Source organism: Paenibacillus brevis (assembly GCF_018919145.1).
Classification (GTDB): domain Bacteria; phylum Bacillota; class Bacilli; order Paenibacillales; family Paenibacillaceae; genus Fontibacillus; species Fontibacillus brevis.
Window position 1 is genome coordinate 259,260 of the sequence record NZ_JAHLQJ010000002.1, and the last position, 16,862, is coordinate 276,121.

The window sequence follows — 16,862 nt, forward strand, 5'->3', positions numbered from 1 at the left end:
AACCCAAATGACTAAATCAATATGGAGGTGCTTTAAATGGGGGGCAAGAAAAAATCGGTATTCCGGTTGAGCCTGATATTGCTGCTCTCGCTCGGTCTGGTTTTGTCGGCTTGCAGCGGCAACAATAAGGAAGCCGCCAAGAGCGGAAATAACGGACAGGTATCCGGAGAGAATTCCGAAAACGGGGTGGAACCGTTTGAAATTTCGGTGTTTATCGGTGAAGCCGGCCAACAACCGACACCTGACAACAAGATCTACAAGTTGATAAAAGAGGAAACGGGAGCTTCCTTCAAATTTGAGTTCCTTGCAGGCGACATTGATCAAAAGCTCGGCGTTATGATCGCAGGCGGCGATTATCCGGACATGATGACGGACAATCAGAAATTGAAGGCCGCAGGCGCATTTATTCCGCTGGAAGACTTGATTGAAGAGCATGCTCCGAATTTGAAGAAGCATTACGAGAAGTACTGGAACATGATGAAAGATCCTAATGACAACCATATCTACACCCTTCCTAACTATGGTGTTTATAATGCTGACCCCGATACGACTTGGTATTCAGGACCTGCCTTCTGGATCCAAAAGGACGTTTTGGCGGAAGCCGGATATCCTCAAGTGAAAACGTTGGATCAATACTTTGATTTGATTAAGCAGTATAAGGAAAAACATCCGGATATCGACGGAACCCCGACGATCGGCTTTGAAATTCTGAACTATGACTGGAGAAACTGGGGGCTGTTCAATGCTCCGCAGCACTTGATCGGTCACCCGAATGACGGCGGCGTAGTTGTTAAAGATGGAGTAGCTGAAATTTTCGCGGATAAGGATTATGCGAAACAATACTACAAAAAGCTGAACGAGATGAATGCGGCCGGCGTCATCGACAAGGAGACATTTACTCAAAACTACGACCAGTATATGGCGAAAATTTCTAGCGGCGCAGTTCTAGGTATGTTTGATCAGCACTGGAACTTCCAAAGTGCAGAGGACGCGCTGACGACTCAGAAGAGATTTGAAAGACAATATGTTGGTCTTCCGCTTGTATATGATGAAAGCACAAGAGACCATTATAAGGATCGTCCGGCACTTAACCTGGACAACGGATTCGGGATTACAGTCAATGCATCCGAAGAACAAGCTATAAGAATCATCAAACTGTTGGATACGTTGATTCAGGAAGATTGGCAAAGAATCTTCACCTGGGGTATTGAAGGCGAAGATTACATTGTCAATGAAGAAGGCCGTTTCATGAAAACGCAAGAACAACGTGATGCTTTTACCGACGGAACCTGGAAGCTGGCTAACAAAGCCGATGCCTTCTATGGCAGAGCTCCAAAAATGCAAGGCAAATTCTCGGATGGGAATTCCACGGATGCTGCCGCTCAACCGGAAGAATATCAAGCTGGCTTAGAAGAATACGACAAGAACTTCCTCGCGCAATATGGCTTTAACAGCTATGTCGATTTCTTCAGTGAAGCGCCTGAGAATGAAGTGGCTTACCCTGCATGGTCTGTAGACTTGATAGATAGCTCCGAGGCAAAAATCGTCAACACGAAGCAAAACGAATTATCTACGAAGTACTTGCCGAAGGCCATTCTCGCAAAGCCGGATGAATTCGAAAGTGTATGGAATGAATACGTTGGCGAAATTGGCAAGCTCAACATCAAGGCTTACGAGGATCGAATCAATGAAGTGCTGCAATGGAGAAGAGATACCTGGACAGTGAAATAAGGCTTTGACTTTAAACGGAGAATGGAAGGCGTTCATCTGCCTTCCATTCTTTCGAAAATAACAGGTTTTGGGGAGAAAAAAACTATGGATCAGACCTTGAAAGAAGATCGAGCCGTCCAGAAGCCAAAAAAAGAAAAGAAGATTACCTGGTCCCTTATCAAAGATCAGAGTCAGTTGATATACATGTCCGTACCGTTACTGGCGTATATCATATTGTTCGCCTATGTTCCGATTTGGGGCTGGACCATGGCTTTTCAGGACTATAAGCCCGCTAGAGATTTTAGCGAGCAGAAATGGGTAGGCTTTAAGCATTTCGAGTTCCTTTTTAAAGACGACAGCTTCCTGCAGGTACTGCGAAATACACTGGCTATGAGTGTCATCAATCTGATTCTCGGCTTTACAACAGCCATTATACTGGCATTGTTGCTGAACGAAATCAAAAAAGTACTTTGGAAAAGAACCGTACAAACGATTTCCTATCTTCCGCATTTTCTGTCCTGGATTATAGTAACCGGGATTGTAGCGACAAGCTTGGCTTCGGACGGCATCATCAATGATCTCCTGATGAAGCTGAACCTGATCAACGAGCCGATCCAATGGCTCAGCGAAGGCAAGTATTTCTGGGGAATCGTCGGAGCGTCGCATGTTTGGAAGGAAGTCGGCTGGAATACGATTATATATTTGGCTGCGATGGCGTCGATCGACCCGGCACTTTATGAAGCTGCAGATATTGACGGAGCAAGCCGCTACCGGAAAATGTTCCATGTCACATTGCCGGGCATTAAACCTACGATTGTGATTCTGTTGATTATGCAGGTCGGCCACATTCTGGAGGCAGGCTTTGAAATCCAATATTTACTTGGCAACGGTCTTATTGTCGACTGGTCGCAAACGATCGACATCTTCGTACTGAAATACGGGCTCGCTCAAGGAAACTATTCATTAGCTACTGCTGCCGGTATATTTAAAACGGTCGTTAGCGTAACGTTGCTGTTGATTGCCAACGGAGTCGCCAAACGGCTAGGGGAAGAGAGGCTGTTATAGTTATGGCAAACCAAACCATCAGCCCTGGGCCAGCATCTGCTGCCGCAGTGACCAGACCTGTCGGAAAGAGAAGTATTGAGCCGATCCTGTTCAATACCTTTAATGCCCTATTCATGCTTTGTCTAGTTATAGTCACGTTATATCCGTTTCTGAATACGATCGTTGTTTCCTTCAATGCGGGGAACGATACGATCCGCGGCGGCATTTATCTCTGGCCGAGAGAATTTACTTGGCAGAATTACAAGGCGGTATTCGCCTCAGGGACGATCTACAATGCCTTCGGGATTTCGGTGGCAAGAACAGTGCTCTCAACCCTGCTGAATCTAGGGCTAACCACCATGCTGGCTTATACGCTGAGCCGCCGGGAATACGTATTCCGCAAACCGATCACTTTGGTTTTTATTCTGACGATGTATTTTAACGCCGGTTTAATTCCGGCATACTTCCTGATGAAGGATTTGCATTTGATTAATACATTCTGGGTATATGTCATTCCATCGATGATCAGCGCATTCAATATGATCGTTATTCGGACTTATATCGGAACGATCTCGGAAAGTTTGATCGAATCGGCAAGGATCGACGGGGCCGGGGATTTTAAAATCTTTGTGCGGATTATTTTCCCTCTTTGCAAGCCGGTATTGGCTACAATTGCCTTGTTCGTCGCCGTTGGAGCCTGGAACACATGGTTCGATGCATTTATCTACACCTCCTCGAGACAAGAACTCAGTACGATGCAATATGAACTGATGAAGCTGCTATCGTCCAGTATGAATGCCAACAACAACCCTTCGGTTGCTGCGGGAGCCGGAATGACGCAGGAGGCTGCTCAATCCATGGTAACGCCGATCTCGATCCGGGCTGCGGTTACCGTCGTTGCGTCCGTTCCGATTCTGCTGGTGTACCCATTCATGCAGAAGTACTTCGTCGTCGGTCTTAACGTAGGCAGCGTAAAGGAGTAAAACATGGGGATAAACTCGATAAGCTATTCAAACCCGGTCCTGCCGGGATTTTACCCCGACCCGAGCATCGCTCGGGCCGGGGATGACTTTTATATGATCTGCAGTACTTTTGAATATTTCCCGGCCGTACCGATCTTTCACAGCCGGAATCTGGTGCATTGGAAGCAAATCGGTCATGTCCTGGACCGGGGAAGCCAACTGGATCTTCGCAGCCGCCGCAGCTCGGACGGCATCTATGCGCCCACACTGAGATACCATGAAGGCATGTTCTATATGATTACGACGGATGTGCGCGGGATCGGTAATTTTTACGTAACGGCCTCGAATCCTGCCGGCCCTTGGTCAGATCCGATCATGGTGCCGTACGGCGGTATTGACCCGTCCCTGTTCTTCGACGATGACGGCAAGGTTTACGTGACGGCCCAGCAGGGCGCGGATTACGACTCTCATGCGATCCAGTACGAGATCGACATTGCCACGGGGAATGCGCTGTCGGAGCCGGTAGTCATTTGGAGGGGGGACGGCGGTCCTTGGACGGAAGGCCCGCACTTGTACAAAATAAAAGGCATGTACTATATTATGACGGCCTCGGGCGGTACAGCGAAGGACCACCGGGAAATCATTGGCAGGAGCGCGAATCCCTACGGGCCGTTCGAGCTGTATCCGCCTCCGATTCTGACACATCGGGGGATAGAGCATCCGATTCAGTATTTGGGCCACGCGGATCTGACCGTAGATTCAAAAGGTGACTGGTGGGCCGTATTTCTAGGTGTCCGGCTCGTCGATTCAGGATACAGCGTACTCGGCAGGGAGACTTTTCTCGCTCCCGTAACCTGGAATGATGAGGGATGGCCGATGATCGACAACAATGAAGGTACGGTAAACCTGGAAATGAGCGTGCCTCGGCTGCCGGGGGGAGCGGAGGAGTCGCTGTCCGCTCGGGCGGCAGTTTTTGAAGGCAAGGATGACTTCGAAGGACCGGAGCTTCCGTACGGCTGGACCTTTCTCCGCAACCCGGCGAAGGACAGCTGGTCTTTAAAGGAGCGGAGCAGTTGGCTGACCTTGCATGGCCAGTCCGCCGGGCTGAACGATGTCGGCCAGATTACCTTTATCGGAAGACGACAGCAGCATTTGCAATCGGAATGGAGCACTTTGCTTGAATATGGCACGATCGGTGACGGCGAAGAGGCCGGGCTCTGCGCCAGAAGAGATGAAGACGCCCACTATGAAATCTTCCTGAGGCAAGAGGGCGGCAAGAAGTTTGTTGGCGCCAGACTGACTGAAAGAGGCGTATCAAGAATGGCGGCCGAGGTTCCTGTTGATACAGAAAGGGTGTTTTTTAAACTTCGGACGAGTGTCACCGATTATTCGCTGCTGTACTCTCTGGACGGGCAGGAGTGGGTTCTGCTCGGCGGAGGATCCGCAAGGGGGCTATCCCCGGAAGACTTCGTGAACAAAATGTGCTTTACCGGTGTGGTGATCGGGGTGTATGCCAGCGGGAACGGCAAGCCCTCTTCCGGAGCGGCTCAGTTTGACTGGTTCGAGACCTGGAACGGATAAAGGGGAGGCAGAGATATGAATTCATGCCTAACCGAGTGGCCGCTCTCGCCAGGAAGTAAATAGGAAATAGCAGGGGGAGCCTGAAATGGAGACGGAAAGCACATTATATAAAGCTTGGCTGCAGTATAGTGAACCAAACCCATCTGAACTTTGCAATCTGTACAAGGGGATGCTGGAACGGATCGTGGTCGAAGGAGGAATATCGAGGATTTCTCCGGCCGCCGTTCGGGAGCTTTCAGCAGGCGCGAATGCGATGCTGGGCGTAACTCCTGAGTTTATGGACCAAATCTCCACGAGCGGTGATGGGCCTTATCTATGGATTCGGCTTCATTCAGACGAGAAATGTCGCGGCGCTGACCGGCGGAGATGGGAAACCGGGCGGGATGCTTATTCGCTCAAATACGTATTATCTGCAAACGAGGAAAGGCTTGAGCTCACTGCGGCTTCAGAAGCAGGAATGATCTACGGTATTTTTCACCTGCTTCGAGGAATCTCCCTCGGCTTCAGGCCTGCACAATGGGCGATAGAGGAGCAGCCGGTCAATCAACTGCGAATGGTCAATCAATGGGACAATGCGGACGGTTCGATTGAACGGGGATATTCGGGAAGGTCTATCTTTTATAAGGACGGGGAGATTCTCAAGGATTTGGAGCGTGTCCGCGATTATGCGCGGCTCCTTGCTTCTGTGGGGATCAATGCGATCTCCATCAACAATGTGAATGTTCATGAGGTTGAAACCGGGTTTATTACCGAGGCTGGGCTCCATGAAGTGGCCCGGGTGGCAGCAGTGTTCCGGGATTACGGAATCGCACTGTTCCTCAGTATCAATTTCGCGGCTCCGATTGCGGTGGGAGGACTTGATACCGCGGATCCGCTTGACGAGGGGGTCCGGGAATGGTGGAAAGAGACGAGCGAGCGGATTTACCGGCATATCCCTGACTTTGGCGGCTTCGTTGTAAAGGCGGATTCGGAACACCGCCCCGGTCCGTTCGCTTATGGGCGGGATCATGCCGACGGGGCCAATATGCTGGCGGATTCGCTTGAACCGTATGGCGGGCTCGTAGTCTGGCGCTGCTTCGTTTACAATTGCATGCAGGACTGGCGGGACAGATCCACGGACCGGGCACGGGCCGCTTATGACCATTTCAAGCCGCTGGATGGCAAGTTCAAGGACAATGTGCTGCTGCAGATCAAGAACGGACCGATGGATTTTCAGGTGCGGGAGCCGGTATCGCCGTTGTTCGGAACGATGAGCGCTACCAACCAGGTCATCGAGTTTCAGATTGCACAGGAATACACCGGGCAGCAAAGGCATCTATGCTATTTGGTTCCACAGTGGAAGCAGGTGCTGGATTTCGACACGCATGCAGGCGAAGAAGGCAAGGAGCTGGTGAATCGGATCGTGTCCGGCTCGCTGTCCGGCATGAAATACAGCGGCGTGGCCGCAGTATCCAATATCGGGGACGATGAATGCTGGACCGGTCACCCGTTGGCGCAGGCGAACTTGTACGGCTACGGGCGTCTGATCTGGAATCCAGGCCTTTCTGCCGGGGAAATTGCGCGGGAGTGGGCGCAGCTTACGTTTGGAAGCGATCGGGAGGTCATCGGCAAAGTGACGGAAATGCTCATGACTTCCTGGCCGATTTACGAGAGCTATACAGCACCTTTAGGGGTGGGGTGGATGGTTGTGCCGCATTACCATTATGGCCCTGACGTGGACGGTTATGAGTATTCCCGCTGGGGGACTTACCATTTCGCGGACCGTAGCGGGATCGGCGTAGATCGGACGATGGCAACGGGTACGGGGTACTCTGGACAATATTTCAGCCCGAATCGCGAGTTATACGAGTCGCTGGAAGACTGCCCGGACGAATTGCTCCTTTTCTTCCATCATGTTCCTTACGGACATGTGCTGCATTCCGGTAAAACCGTTATCCAGCATATCTACGATACGCATTTCAGCGGGGCAGAATCGGCGAATGGTTTACGGGAAATTTGGGATTCGCTCCAAGGCCGCGTGGACGCCGTCCGTCATAAGGCCGCTGCAGACCGGTTCGCGGAGCAGGCTGAACACGCCAAGCATTGGCGTGATGTTATCAACACATACTTCTACCGTAAATCCGGGGTGCCAGATGAGCACGGAAGAACAATCCATTAATATGAAATCCGGCGGCTAAGCCGGTGATTGTGCCTGTAAAATGGGGGCTGCCCAGAAATCAGCTTTCGCTGATACCTCTGAACAGCCCCTCTGTCATGCCCGGCTATTGCTTACTGCGCCATTCCTGAAATTGCTTGTTATACTCTTCTACCACGTAATCCATCCCCGCTGCCTTCATGTTCTGAAGAGCGGTAGGGAAAAAGGATTCATAATCGACTACACCATACATCAGCGGATAGATGCTGGTTTTTAATTCGGCGATGCTGTTGGCGTAGGCGCTCGCAACATTTGAGGGATCGAAATTGAAGCCGATGGTGACACTGTTGATTGCATCCTCGGCAATGGTAGTACGGCGCTGCAAACGGCCATCTTCAATATTGCTTGGATATCGGTTGAACTCTACATGCCCGAGCAGCCAGTTGGCCAGCTCATATACAGGTGCTCCATTGTCTGTTGTGGCCAGGATGTCTTTCTTATGATCGCCGGTGTTTTTCCAATGCACGCCCTCGATACCGCTTTGAACCAGGTCGAAGTTTGCTTGATCGCTGAACACCCAGTTCAAGAACTGAATACCTGCTTCGGGGTGAGGAGACGTAGCCGATACACCGTTGGAATTACGAAGCGCATTCGCTCTGAACTTGATGCTGTCGTTCATATAGAAAGCGTCGTTGCGAGCTCCCGGGAACGTTTCTCGTACGGCGTCGTTAATGCCTACATCGCCCGGGCGGAACAGATAGCGTCCTGCCAACTCTTCCTGATTGATCACTTCAGCCGGAGCCGTCAATACATCTTTCATGATCAGGCCACGCTTGTAGGCCTCATTCATAAACTGAATGTCCTTCTTGAATTCATCGGTTTCCAGCCAAGGCTTGACGTTGCCTTCCTGATCGACATAAATCAGCGTATCGATCACGGTGAACGGATAAGTTTCATATGTTGTATGCAGGTGGTTAGCCGGCTCCGTCAACACCTTGATGTATACGTCTTTGTTATCCTGCGGCCAATTCTTCTGGAACACTTCAGCCACATTCAACAGCTCGTCTGTTGTAGTTGGCGGCTGTAGGCCGTATTCCTCCAGCATGTCCACCCGGAACGTAATCATGCCTTCGTTCATTGCCACGTCAATCCAGAAGTTGGGAACGGTTACAATTTTGCCGTCGGTCTTCACAGACTCCCAAGCCCAATCTGGCAGCTTTTCCTTCAGTACTGGACCGTACTCATCCAACAAGTCATTAATCGGAATGATGCCCCCGTTTCCGGCCAGAACGTTAGGGCCCTTGGTATCATGCATAATGGCAATCAATTCGAACTCTTCACCCGTGGACATCATCAGGTTTGTTTTCTGGTCCCAGGCATCCCAAGCGATATAGGTCGGCTGGTAAACCAGATTGAGTCCGTCCGCTTCCAGCTTCGCATTAATTGCATCTACTACCTCACTCAGGCCCTGAGGCTCATTGCCGGGAAGCAAATAACGAACCGGCAATTTCTCGGCGGTTGTTCCGCTTTCTTCTCCCCCGCTGTTTCCTTGCGCGTTCTTATTCCCTCCCGAGCAACCTGCGAGAATCAAAGTGAGAATCAGGATTGGTGCAAGCCATCGTTTCCAGTGCTTCATTGTGTAGCATCCCCTTCCGTGTATGTGGTTTGAGTGTTGCTAGGCCTAATATAAAGGAGGGGAAAGCGGCGCGTATACTTCAATAATAAGGATTTCTTCTTTTTATAAACAAGAAAGCGATTTCAATTTGGGGATTGCCCGATTTTGAAACCCGATATTTAGTTATTGAACCGCACCGGTGCTTACATTTTCTTGTTGGCGGAATTGAGCCGGAGACATTTTGTAATGCTTCTTGAACAAGGTGTAAAAGTAAGTCGTGTTGTATACGCCAACCTGTTCGCTGACAAGCTGTACAGGCATATCGCTAGAGATCAGCAGCTCCCTCGCTTTGGTCAGCCTAACCTCATTCAAATAATCATTGAAGGAAATCTGACAATGGGCTTTGAACAATTTACCTACATAGCTTCGTGATAAACTGACTTCACTGGCAACCATCTCTAAGGAAAGATCAGGGCGCATATAATGCTTTTCCACAAACATTCTGATATCTGTCACGATTTTCTTGTAGCGCGTATTGCTGGCCTCTTCCATCTCGTCGCACAGGCGATGGGCTAATTCCTTCAGGGAATCACCGATTTCCTCCAGCGTCTCATAGACATCGATGTGGTGAATGAACTGAGAGAAGGAGGCCGATACAGTATGATCACGCAGTGTCTTTGCATGGAATTGCCGATACAAGCTTCCAACCAGTTGATTCATATAAAATAACGCTTCATGATACTCGCAATCCCTGATGCCAAGAAGCCACTGTTCGATCTCTCGATTCAGACGAAAACGCTGCTGCGATTTAATCGCATCAATGATGCTGGTTTCATATTTATACGGATATCCCTTGCTTTCCGTGGATACATCCTCGTCCAGTCCATAAAAATGGATTTGGCCTGCTCCATGCAGGAAGCGCTGCTGCACACAGGTACAGGCTTTCTCGAAGGAGGCGCACAGATCATCATATTCATGAGCCGAAGAGCCGATGCCGATGGTGACGGACACTCCCAGCTGCTCGTAAATCCGGCTTTGCAATTCCATAAATGCACTGCCCGGCTGCGTCGGGTTAGGCCCGTCTGAAGCCTTGATTACGCCTGCAATCATACCTTCCTCGGCGATAGCCAGCCGGGCTTCATTGTCTCCAAGTATCTCTTCGGCCATTTTATAGATCGAAGCATAGGCGAAGGATCTGGTCTCGGCATCCCGGTTATTGCGGAAGGTGCTGAGCTTGTCCACTAGAATGACCATCACTGAGTACCGCTTTGCCGGGAACTGCTGCTTGAACCGCTCATATTGAAGCGGGTTTCCTCCCTTGAGCATCTGCACCAGCTCCGCTTGCTGCCCCCTGCTGGCTGCTGACTCCATAGCAGATAGACGTTCCTTTAATTGCGAATAGCTGTCATCCAGCAACGCAAATTCGTTAAGCCGCATATTGCCCATTTTCGTCTTGCCGGCAGGAAGCATCTTATCGAGCAAATGGCGAAGCGGATTGTAAGCATGATTTGTGAGCCATAGAGAGACGCCAAGACTAAGAGCAAATATGAGGATGGCCAGACCTAGTGCGGACCATTTGAGCAAATTCATATTAAACAATAAATTTTTATAATCGCTGACGCTGACGAACATCCAGTCCAAATCGGGCGACTTCACAAAAGTAACAAGCTGATGCTTGCCGTCCGTGAAATAACCGCTTTCCTGCTCCGTTTCCAGGATGTGTTGAATGTTGGCGTCTTCGGACATATCGGTCAGAAAGCGTTCCGACTCGGAATGCGTCAATACCTGGCCTTTCGCATTGACCACGAACAGTTCATCAGCAGCTCCATTCTTGTATCCGCCAATCAGCGATTGAATATACTCCGAGTCAATATTGATCAGAATCGCCCCTTGATCCGGCATCAGTGAATAATAGCTGGGAAGAAGAACGAACGTCAGTACCTGCCGGTCCGTTGAGGAGCCTGGGACGGTCACTTTTCTGGGAAATAAGTTGAAATACGAGCTGTTTTTCTGCACGATTTGCTGCAGCAGCGGCCGTTCCTGATCATGAGAAATGCCCGTCGTATTCATATATGAATCCGTCAAGCCGTTATACAGTCCGATGGATTGTATATAAGGATAAGTCGATTGCATCCGCCGCAGGGTGAACATCGCATGATAGCGTTTTAATTGATCATTATTGCTATCAAATAAAGCCGAGACCACCTGCTGGTCAGCCAGCAGCGAATTCCCGATATTATACACTTCATCTTTGATCACGCTTGATACCGCGCTGTTCTGCTTGAGCATGGATTCGGATATATTACCGACCTCGCGCGCGGTACTCCAGGAAAACAGGGCAAATAATACTACGGTCACCAGGGCGATAATTCCTGCCGTCAACAGCACAAAACTTAGAAACATGTTGCGGTATACAGAATAACGTACCAGTCTTTGTCTAATCATCTGTCATCTCCCCCTTTATTCCGCTTTAAAACATGATGCCAGCCAGAAGTAAGCGCTTTAATTATTGTTGTTTCTTATTTTAAGTCCTTATTGAAATAGTTCAATAGCCAGCTCTCTCTCCAGAATTACCCATATAACGAAGCATTGCCGGGAAAAAGCCTGACAAATCAAGGTTTTTCGCCAATTGCCAACTCCTTCTTCGATTCAGGGCATTGCTCAAACTTGAAGCTGATGCCCAATTTTGAAGCTGAATTTACCCCATTCAAACCCGATATCATCCACTATTCAAAGTTTACCGGCGGTTAAGCCCCTTTTACACTTGAATCAGATCAGCAACTACAACCGAGGGAAAGGACGTGAATCATTTATTATGCACACCAAAAGAAATAGAGGCTTTCTTCATGAAATAAGACAGAATGGCTCCGCTTACTTGCTTGTCATACCGGCTGCCATCTACACCCTTATTTTTGGCTACTTTACCTTGCCGTATATGTTAATCGCTTTCCAAAAGTTCAACTTCAAGACGGGACTGTTCAACTCCAAGTGGATCGGACTTGAGAACTTCGAGTTTTTCTTCCGGTCGCCCAGAGCCTGGGAGGTAACCTTCAACACCCTTAAGCTCAATTTTTTATTTATTGTGGTCGGTACGGTTGTTGCAATGGCGCTTGCCATTCTCTTCAATGAATTGCGCAGCAAGCTGTTTTCCAGAATTACGCAATCTACAATTTTGTTTCCGCATTTCCTGTCATGGGTTATCGTCAGCTACGTTATCTACAGTCTCTTTTCGACCGATTACGGCGTCATTAACAAAATTATTGGCTGGGTAGGTCTTGATCCCATCAACTGGTATTCGACTCCAAAATATTGGACTACGATTTTAGTAAGCGCTGCCGTCTGGAAGGATGTCGGCATGAATCTGGTAATATATTTGGCGGCAATTGTCGGGATTGATGACACGTATTATGAGGCAGGCCGCATCGACGGAGCCAGTCGTTGGCAGCTGATCTGGCGAATTACAATACCGCTTATGATGCCAACCATCATCATTCTCTCTTTGCTCGCGCTTGGCAAGATCATGTATGGCAGCTTCGATATGATCTACGCGATTATCAAGGACAACGGGGTGCTCTATCCGGCGGTCGATGTCATTGACACATATGTGTTCCGTTCCCTGCGCACCATCGGCAACCCTGCTCAAGCCATGGCTGTCGGTCTCTATCAGTCCGTAGTCGGATTTATCCTCGTATGGGGCAGCAACAAAATAGTACGCAAAATCAACCCGGATCATGCTTTATTCTAATCGACGAAAGGAGAGGGGCGTACCGATATGAAAAAGCCTAAATTGTTCGATCTCGCCAACTATACCTTTATTGCCTTGTTCTCCATCCTTTGTATCCTGCCGATGCTGCTGGTGCTGATGGTGTCCTTTACGGACGAAGCCAGTATCAAGCAATTCGGTTATCAGTTAATTCCGGATAAGCTGTCCTTCGACGCTTATAAGCTGCTGCTGTTTGGCAACACACCGCTCTATCGCAGCTATATGATCTCTATCTTCATTACCACGGTAGGTACAACCGCGGCAGTCCTGATGACAGGAATGGCAGGCTATACCCTGTCCGCCAAGCACGTCAAATACCGTAACCATTTGGCGATATTCTTCTTCATTACCATGGTCTTCAACACCGGCCTGGTGCCCTGGTATCTGATCAATCTGCAATTGGGACTAAAAAATACGATTTTTGCCCTTATTATACCATCTTTGATTTTTAACCCGTTCAACCTATTTCTAGTAAGAAACTACATGTCTCAAATCCCGGTGTCTCTTACCGAGGCAGCCAAAATAGACGGGGCAACCGACTTTTACATTGCATTTCGCATATTCTTTCCGCTGTGCATGCCCGTACTGGCGACGATTACGCTGTTCTATGGCATAGGCTACTGGAATAACTGGTTTAACGCCATCATGCTTGTAGACAATCAGCAATTGTATCCGCTTCAATACCTGCTGTTCAAGCTGAATTCCGAGATCAATATGATTCAGCAGATGCAGAGCAGCGGCGTACTGTCCGGCACTGGCACGATGCCGCAGGAATCGGTCAAAATGGCCACGGCTATTCTGACTATCGGTCCGGTGGTGCTGTTCTATCCTTTCTTGCAGCGCTACTTCATCAAAGGCCTCTTGATCGGTTCTGTTAAAGGATAATGATCCGGTAGATGTGTCTTCTCCGGACAATCAAATTTATAGTAGGCGGAATCGCAGTGAATGGAAGCGCCCGCGATACGGGAAGAAAGGATTGAGGCAGAGTGAGAAAAGCTTTTGTTGTACCTGATAAGTGGAAATGGTTTACAGAAAGTCGCTACGGTTTGTTCATTCATTGGGGTCCTTATGCGCAATGGGGACGGGGCGAGCAGGTGCTGTTTCGCGAGCATTTAAATCATGAGGAATATGCGAAGCAGGCGTGTGCCTGGAACCCGGAGCATTTCGATCCAGAATTGTGGGCATATACCGCAAAGAAGGCGGGATTTAAATACGCCTGTCTCACCACTCGCCATCATGACGGGTTCTGTCTTTGGGATAGTGCCTATACCGATTACAGCAGCGCCAAGCAAGCCGCCGACCGCGACTTTGTGAAGGAATATACCGAGGCTTTCCGCAAAGCGGGACTACGCGTGGGCTTGTATTATTCCTGGATCGATTGGCGCCTGCCTGCTTACTTTGACGGTCCGCAGAAGGATCCCGAGGGCTGGGAGAGAGTCAGAACGTATCTGCACAACCAGGTTAAGGAATTGCTCACTAACTATGGGCAAATCGACCATTTCTTTTTTGACGGGGTATGGCCGCGCAATGCGGATGACCTGCAAAGTGTAGAGCTGCTGGAGGAAATGCGTAAGCTTCAGCCCAATATTATTATTAACAACAGACTAGGTTATTCCAATAAAATCGAAGGCCATCGGGCGGATGGCGGCATTGGTGCAGGGGATTCGGATACGCTGGGTGACTTCGGCACACCTGAACACGCTATCGCTTCGGAAGCGACCCGTCTGTGGGAATCTTGCCAGGTAACGACTTGGCGATTATGGAGTCATGTGATTGGCGAACGCTGGCGCAATACAGATGTCCTGCTCGATATGCTGTGCGAATGTGCGGAAAAGGGTGGCAAACACGGAGGCAATCTGCTCCTTAATGTGGGTCCAACCGCCGATGGGCAGCTTCCACCCGAATTTGTGGAACGTGCGCTTGAAATCGGCCGCTGGCTGGATGTACATGGCGAGGCCATTTATGGCACGGATGGCGGTTCGCTGACGGAATTCATTACCCGAGGACGCCAGACGATGAAGGACAACAAACTGTACCTGATTATACGTTTCTGGGATGGACGACCTGAGCTTAGACTGGCGGATCTGACAAGCCGTGTGCTTGACGTGGAATTGCTGACGACAGGGCAATCGTTGCCGTTCGAGCAGGATGGCGACACCCTGATCATTAACGGATTGCCACGGGAAGCGCCAACACGTTTGTTCCCGGTCATTCGTATCACCTGTGACGGCAAACCCACCACGAATGATTGGGGAGAGTACCGCCTGTGGGAAGGGGATCCCGAACGCGTGGCGGCCTGGGCTCGGGAGCGCCGTGGAGGATCTGTATATGTCGATGGACGTGAGCGGTAGCATCAATAAATCCTTTTTCTGAGGAGGAAGCAGTTATGAGCATGGTAGAAGAACGATTGGCGGCAGCAGGGATCGTATTGGGCGAGGTTCCGCCTGCCGTAGCCAATTATGTGCCAGCCAAGCAGACAGGCAACCTGGTATATACCTCCGGTAATGACTGCCGGGTGAACGGCGTCTTGATGTATACGGGCAAGGTAGGCACTCAACTCACGGTACAGCAGGGGTATGAAGCAGCCCGTCAAGTGGCAATCAACCTGCTGACGGTGCTGAAGGCTGAGCTGGGAGATTTGGACCGCGTCAAGCAGGTAGTCAAGATGCTGGCTTTCGTCAACTCCGCTCCCGGCTTTGTGGAGCAACCGTTCGTGATTAATGGAGCTTCGGATTTGCTGGTAGAAGCATTTGGCGATGCTGGCAAGCATGCGCGTTCCGCGTTATCAGCGAACGAGCTGCCCTTTGATACCCCGGTTGAGATTGAATTGATTGTGGAAGTAGATGGGGAGAAATGAGTGGCCTGAGTAAAGGTGACAGCGGGCAGATGGTGCCCGACATCAACGGTAGTCGTGTTGCGGAAATTTTGCAGCAGTTGGTCCGTATCCCGAGTGTGAATCCGGCGTTTCCCGGCGGGACAGGAGAAGCTGAATTGGGGCGCTACGTGGAGGAATTCCTGCATCGCCTGCATTTACCTGCTGAACGTCAGCTAGTGGCCGAAGGGCGCTTTAATGTGCTGGGCACACTGCCCGGCCGCAGTAGACGCAAGCTGCTGCTGGAAGCCCATATGGATACGGTTCAGACCGTCGGCATGACCATTCCTCCCTTCGACGGCACGATACAGGAGGGTAAATTGTACGGGCGGGGAGCCTGTGATACTAAGGCTTCACTGGCCGCTATGTTGGCCACAATTGAAGTGCTGGCGCTGGCTGGCATCCGTCCGGAAGTGACGATTGAACTTGCGGCGGTTGTCGATGAGGAAACGACCTATATCGGGGTATCCGCTCTTGCGGAACGGATTCGGGCAAACGCTGCCGAGTATATTGGTGCCGTGGTGGGCGAGCCGACAGGTCTTGATATCATTTCGGCGCATAAGGGTTGTTGCCGCTTTTACGTCGATGTCAACGGCGTAGCCTGCCATAGCTCCAATCCGGCACAAGGGGTTAATGCGATTGACCAGACGAGTAAGGTGCTGTCATTTCTGAGCGAGCTACATGAGCGGCGTTATCCGAAAAGCGCTCACCCGTTGACGGGTCCGCCGACGGTATGCGTAACCGGTATCCAGGGCGGCATCGCCCCCAACACGGTGCCTGGGCATTGCCGAATCACGGTCGACCGGCGTACCGTTCCCGGCGAAGAGCCGTTTGGGGTCTACGAGGAAATGAAACGCGATTTGGAACAGTTGGCAGATGCCGAAGGCTTGGAGTTAACCTTGAGCGAGCCGTTTGTAATCGATTATGCCATGGAGACGAATCAAAATGAGCCGATCGTTCGCTATTTATTGACGGCAACGCAGACGTATGAACCGCAAGCGAGCATCCAGGGGGCGCCCTATTGCAGCGATGCCAGCAAGCTGGTCAGAGCAGCTGTGCCATCCGTGGTGTTCGGCCCTGGCCATATTTCGGAAGCGCATACGCAGGACGAATGGGTCGAGCTGTCTCAAGTAGAGCAGGCGGCTTGCGCCCTTCGCGATTTGATATTGAGTGTTAAATAA

The 16,862-nt window shown here is 50.2% G+C and carries 12 protein-coding genes; 10 read left to right on the forward strand and 2 right to left on the reverse strand.

Annotated features, from left to right (window positions below):
* Positions 1–36: 36 nt before the first annotated feature.
* From KQJ23_RS03320 to KQJ23_RS03340, 5 genes are all read left to right on the forward strand, one after another.
* Positions 37–1,731 (forward strand): type 2 periplasmic-binding domain-containing protein, encoded by a 1,695-nt coding sequence (locus KQJ23_RS03320; protein ID WP_216477254.1) that lies wholly within the window; start codon positions 37–39, stop codon positions 1,729–1,731.
* Between the two features lie 84 nt (positions 1,732–1,815).
* Positions 1,816–2,775, forward strand: a complete 960-nt coding sequence (locus KQJ23_RS03325) for an ABC transporter permease (RefSeq protein ID WP_216477255.1) — start codon at positions 1,816–1,818, stop codon at positions 2,773–2,775.
* A 2-nt stretch (positions 2,776–2,777) separates the two neighbouring features.
* Positions 2,778–3,737, forward strand: a complete 960-nt coding sequence (locus KQJ23_RS03330; protein ID WP_216477256.1) for a carbohydrate ABC transporter permease — start codon at positions 2,778–2,780, stop codon at positions 3,735–3,737.
* Between the two features lie 3 nt (positions 3,738–3,740).
* Entirely contained in the window at positions 3,741–5,297 is a 1,557-nt protein-coding gene (locus tag KQJ23_RS03335; RefSeq protein WP_216477257.1) for a glycoside hydrolase family 43 protein, read from the forward strand.
* Between the two features lie 85 nt (positions 5,298–5,382).
* Entirely contained in the window at positions 5,383–7,455 is a 2,073-nt protein-coding gene (locus tag KQJ23_RS03340) for an alpha-glucuronidase family glycosyl hydrolase (RefSeq protein WP_249529470.1), read from the forward strand.
* Between the two features lie 103 nt (positions 7,456–7,558).
* Here KQJ23_RS03340 and KQJ23_RS03345 read toward each other — a convergent pair whose 3' ends face one another.
* Positions 7,559–9,067, reverse strand: coding sequence for an extracellular solute-binding protein (locus tag KQJ23_RS03345; RefSeq protein ID WP_216477258.1), 1,509 nt, complete (start codon positions 9,065–9,067; stop codon positions 7,559–7,561).
* A gap of 162 nt (positions 9,068–9,229) precedes the next feature.
* The gene (locus KQJ23_RS03350) at positions 9,230–11,491 is read right to left on the reverse strand and encodes an AraC family transcriptional regulator (RefSeq protein WP_216477259.1); all 2,262 of its coding nucleotides are present in this window, start codon (positions 11,489–11,491) and stop codon (positions 9,230–9,232) included.
* 370 nt (positions 11,492–11,861) lie between these two features.
* On the opposite strand from KQJ23_RS03350, the gene KQJ23_RS03355 reads away from it, so the two are divergent.
* From KQJ23_RS03355 to KQJ23_RS03375, 5 genes are all read left to right on the forward strand, one after another.
* Positions 11,862–12,791, forward strand: a complete 930-nt coding sequence (locus tag KQJ23_RS03355; protein ID WP_044481115.1) for an ABC transporter permease — start codon at positions 11,862–11,864, stop codon at positions 12,789–12,791.
* A gap of 27 nt (positions 12,792–12,818) precedes the next feature.
* Complete coding sequence (locus KQJ23_RS03360) at positions 12,819–13,694, forward strand: carbohydrate ABC transporter permease (protein WP_216477260.1); 876 nt, start codon at positions 12,819–12,821, stop codon at positions 13,692–13,694.
* A 101-nt stretch (positions 13,695–13,795) separates the two neighbouring features.
* Complete coding sequence (locus tag KQJ23_RS03365) at positions 13,796–15,160, forward strand: alpha-L-fucosidase (protein WP_216477261.1); 1,365 nt, start codon at positions 13,796–13,798, stop codon at positions 15,158–15,160.
* 35 nt (positions 15,161–15,195) lie between these two features.
* Positions 15,196–15,666, forward strand: coding sequence for a RidA family protein (locus KQJ23_RS03370; RefSeq protein ID WP_216477262.1), 471 nt, complete (start codon positions 15,196–15,198; stop codon positions 15,664–15,666).
* Positions 15,663–16,862 carry a M20 family metallopeptidase gene (locus KQJ23_RS03375; RefSeq protein ID WP_249529471.1) on the forward strand — a complete coding sequence of 400 codons (1,200 nt, stop codon included), beginning with the start codon at positions 15,663–15,665 and terminating at the stop codon, positions 16,860–16,862. The genes KQJ23_RS03370 and KQJ23_RS03375 overlap by 4 nt, the downstream gene beginning before the upstream one ends.

What these genes read in the sequence shown, in the direction of transcription:
- KQJ23_RS03320 (WP_216477254.1), top strand. Translation starts at nt 37, where the DNA reads ATGGGGGGCAAGAAAAAATCGGTATTCCGGTTGAGCCTGATATTGCTG.
- KQJ23_RS03325 (WP_216477255.1), top strand. Translation starts at nt 1,816, where the DNA reads ATGGATCAGACCTTGAAAGAAGATCGAGCCGTCCAGAAGCCAAAAAAA.
- KQJ23_RS03330 (WP_216477256.1), top strand. Translation starts at nt 2,778, where the DNA reads ATGGCAAACCAAACCATCAGCCCTGGGCCAGCATCTGCTGCCGCAGTG.
- KQJ23_RS03335 (WP_216477257.1), top strand. Translation starts at nt 3,741, where the DNA reads ATGGGGATAAACTCGATAAGCTATTCAAACCCGGTCCTGCCGGGATTT.
- KQJ23_RS03340 (WP_249529470.1), top strand. Translation starts at nt 5,383, where the DNA reads ATGGAGACGGAAAGCACATTATATAAAGCTTGGCTGCAGTATAGTGAA.
- KQJ23_RS03345 (WP_216477258.1), bottom strand. Translation starts at nt 9,067, where the DNA reads ATGAAGCACTGGAAACGATGGCTTGCACCAATCCTGATTCTCACTTTG.
- KQJ23_RS03350 (WP_216477259.1), bottom strand. Translation starts at nt 11,491, where the DNA reads ATGATTAGACAAAGACTGGTACGTTATTCTGTATACCGCAACATGTTT.
- KQJ23_RS03355 (WP_044481115.1), top strand. Translation starts at nt 11,862, where the DNA reads ATGCACACCAAAAGAAATAGAGGCTTTCTTCATGAAATAAGACAGAAT.
- KQJ23_RS03360 (WP_216477260.1), top strand. Translation starts at nt 12,819, where the DNA reads ATGAAAAAGCCTAAATTGTTCGATCTCGCCAACTATACCTTTATTGCC.
- KQJ23_RS03370 (WP_216477262.1), top strand. Translation starts at nt 15,196, where the DNA reads ATGAGCATGGTAGAAGAACGATTGGCGGCAGCAGGGATCGTATTGGGC.
- KQJ23_RS03375 (WP_249529471.1), top strand. Translation starts at nt 15,663, where the DNA reads ATGAGTGGCCTGAGTAAAGGTGACAGCGGGCAGATGGTGCCCGACATC.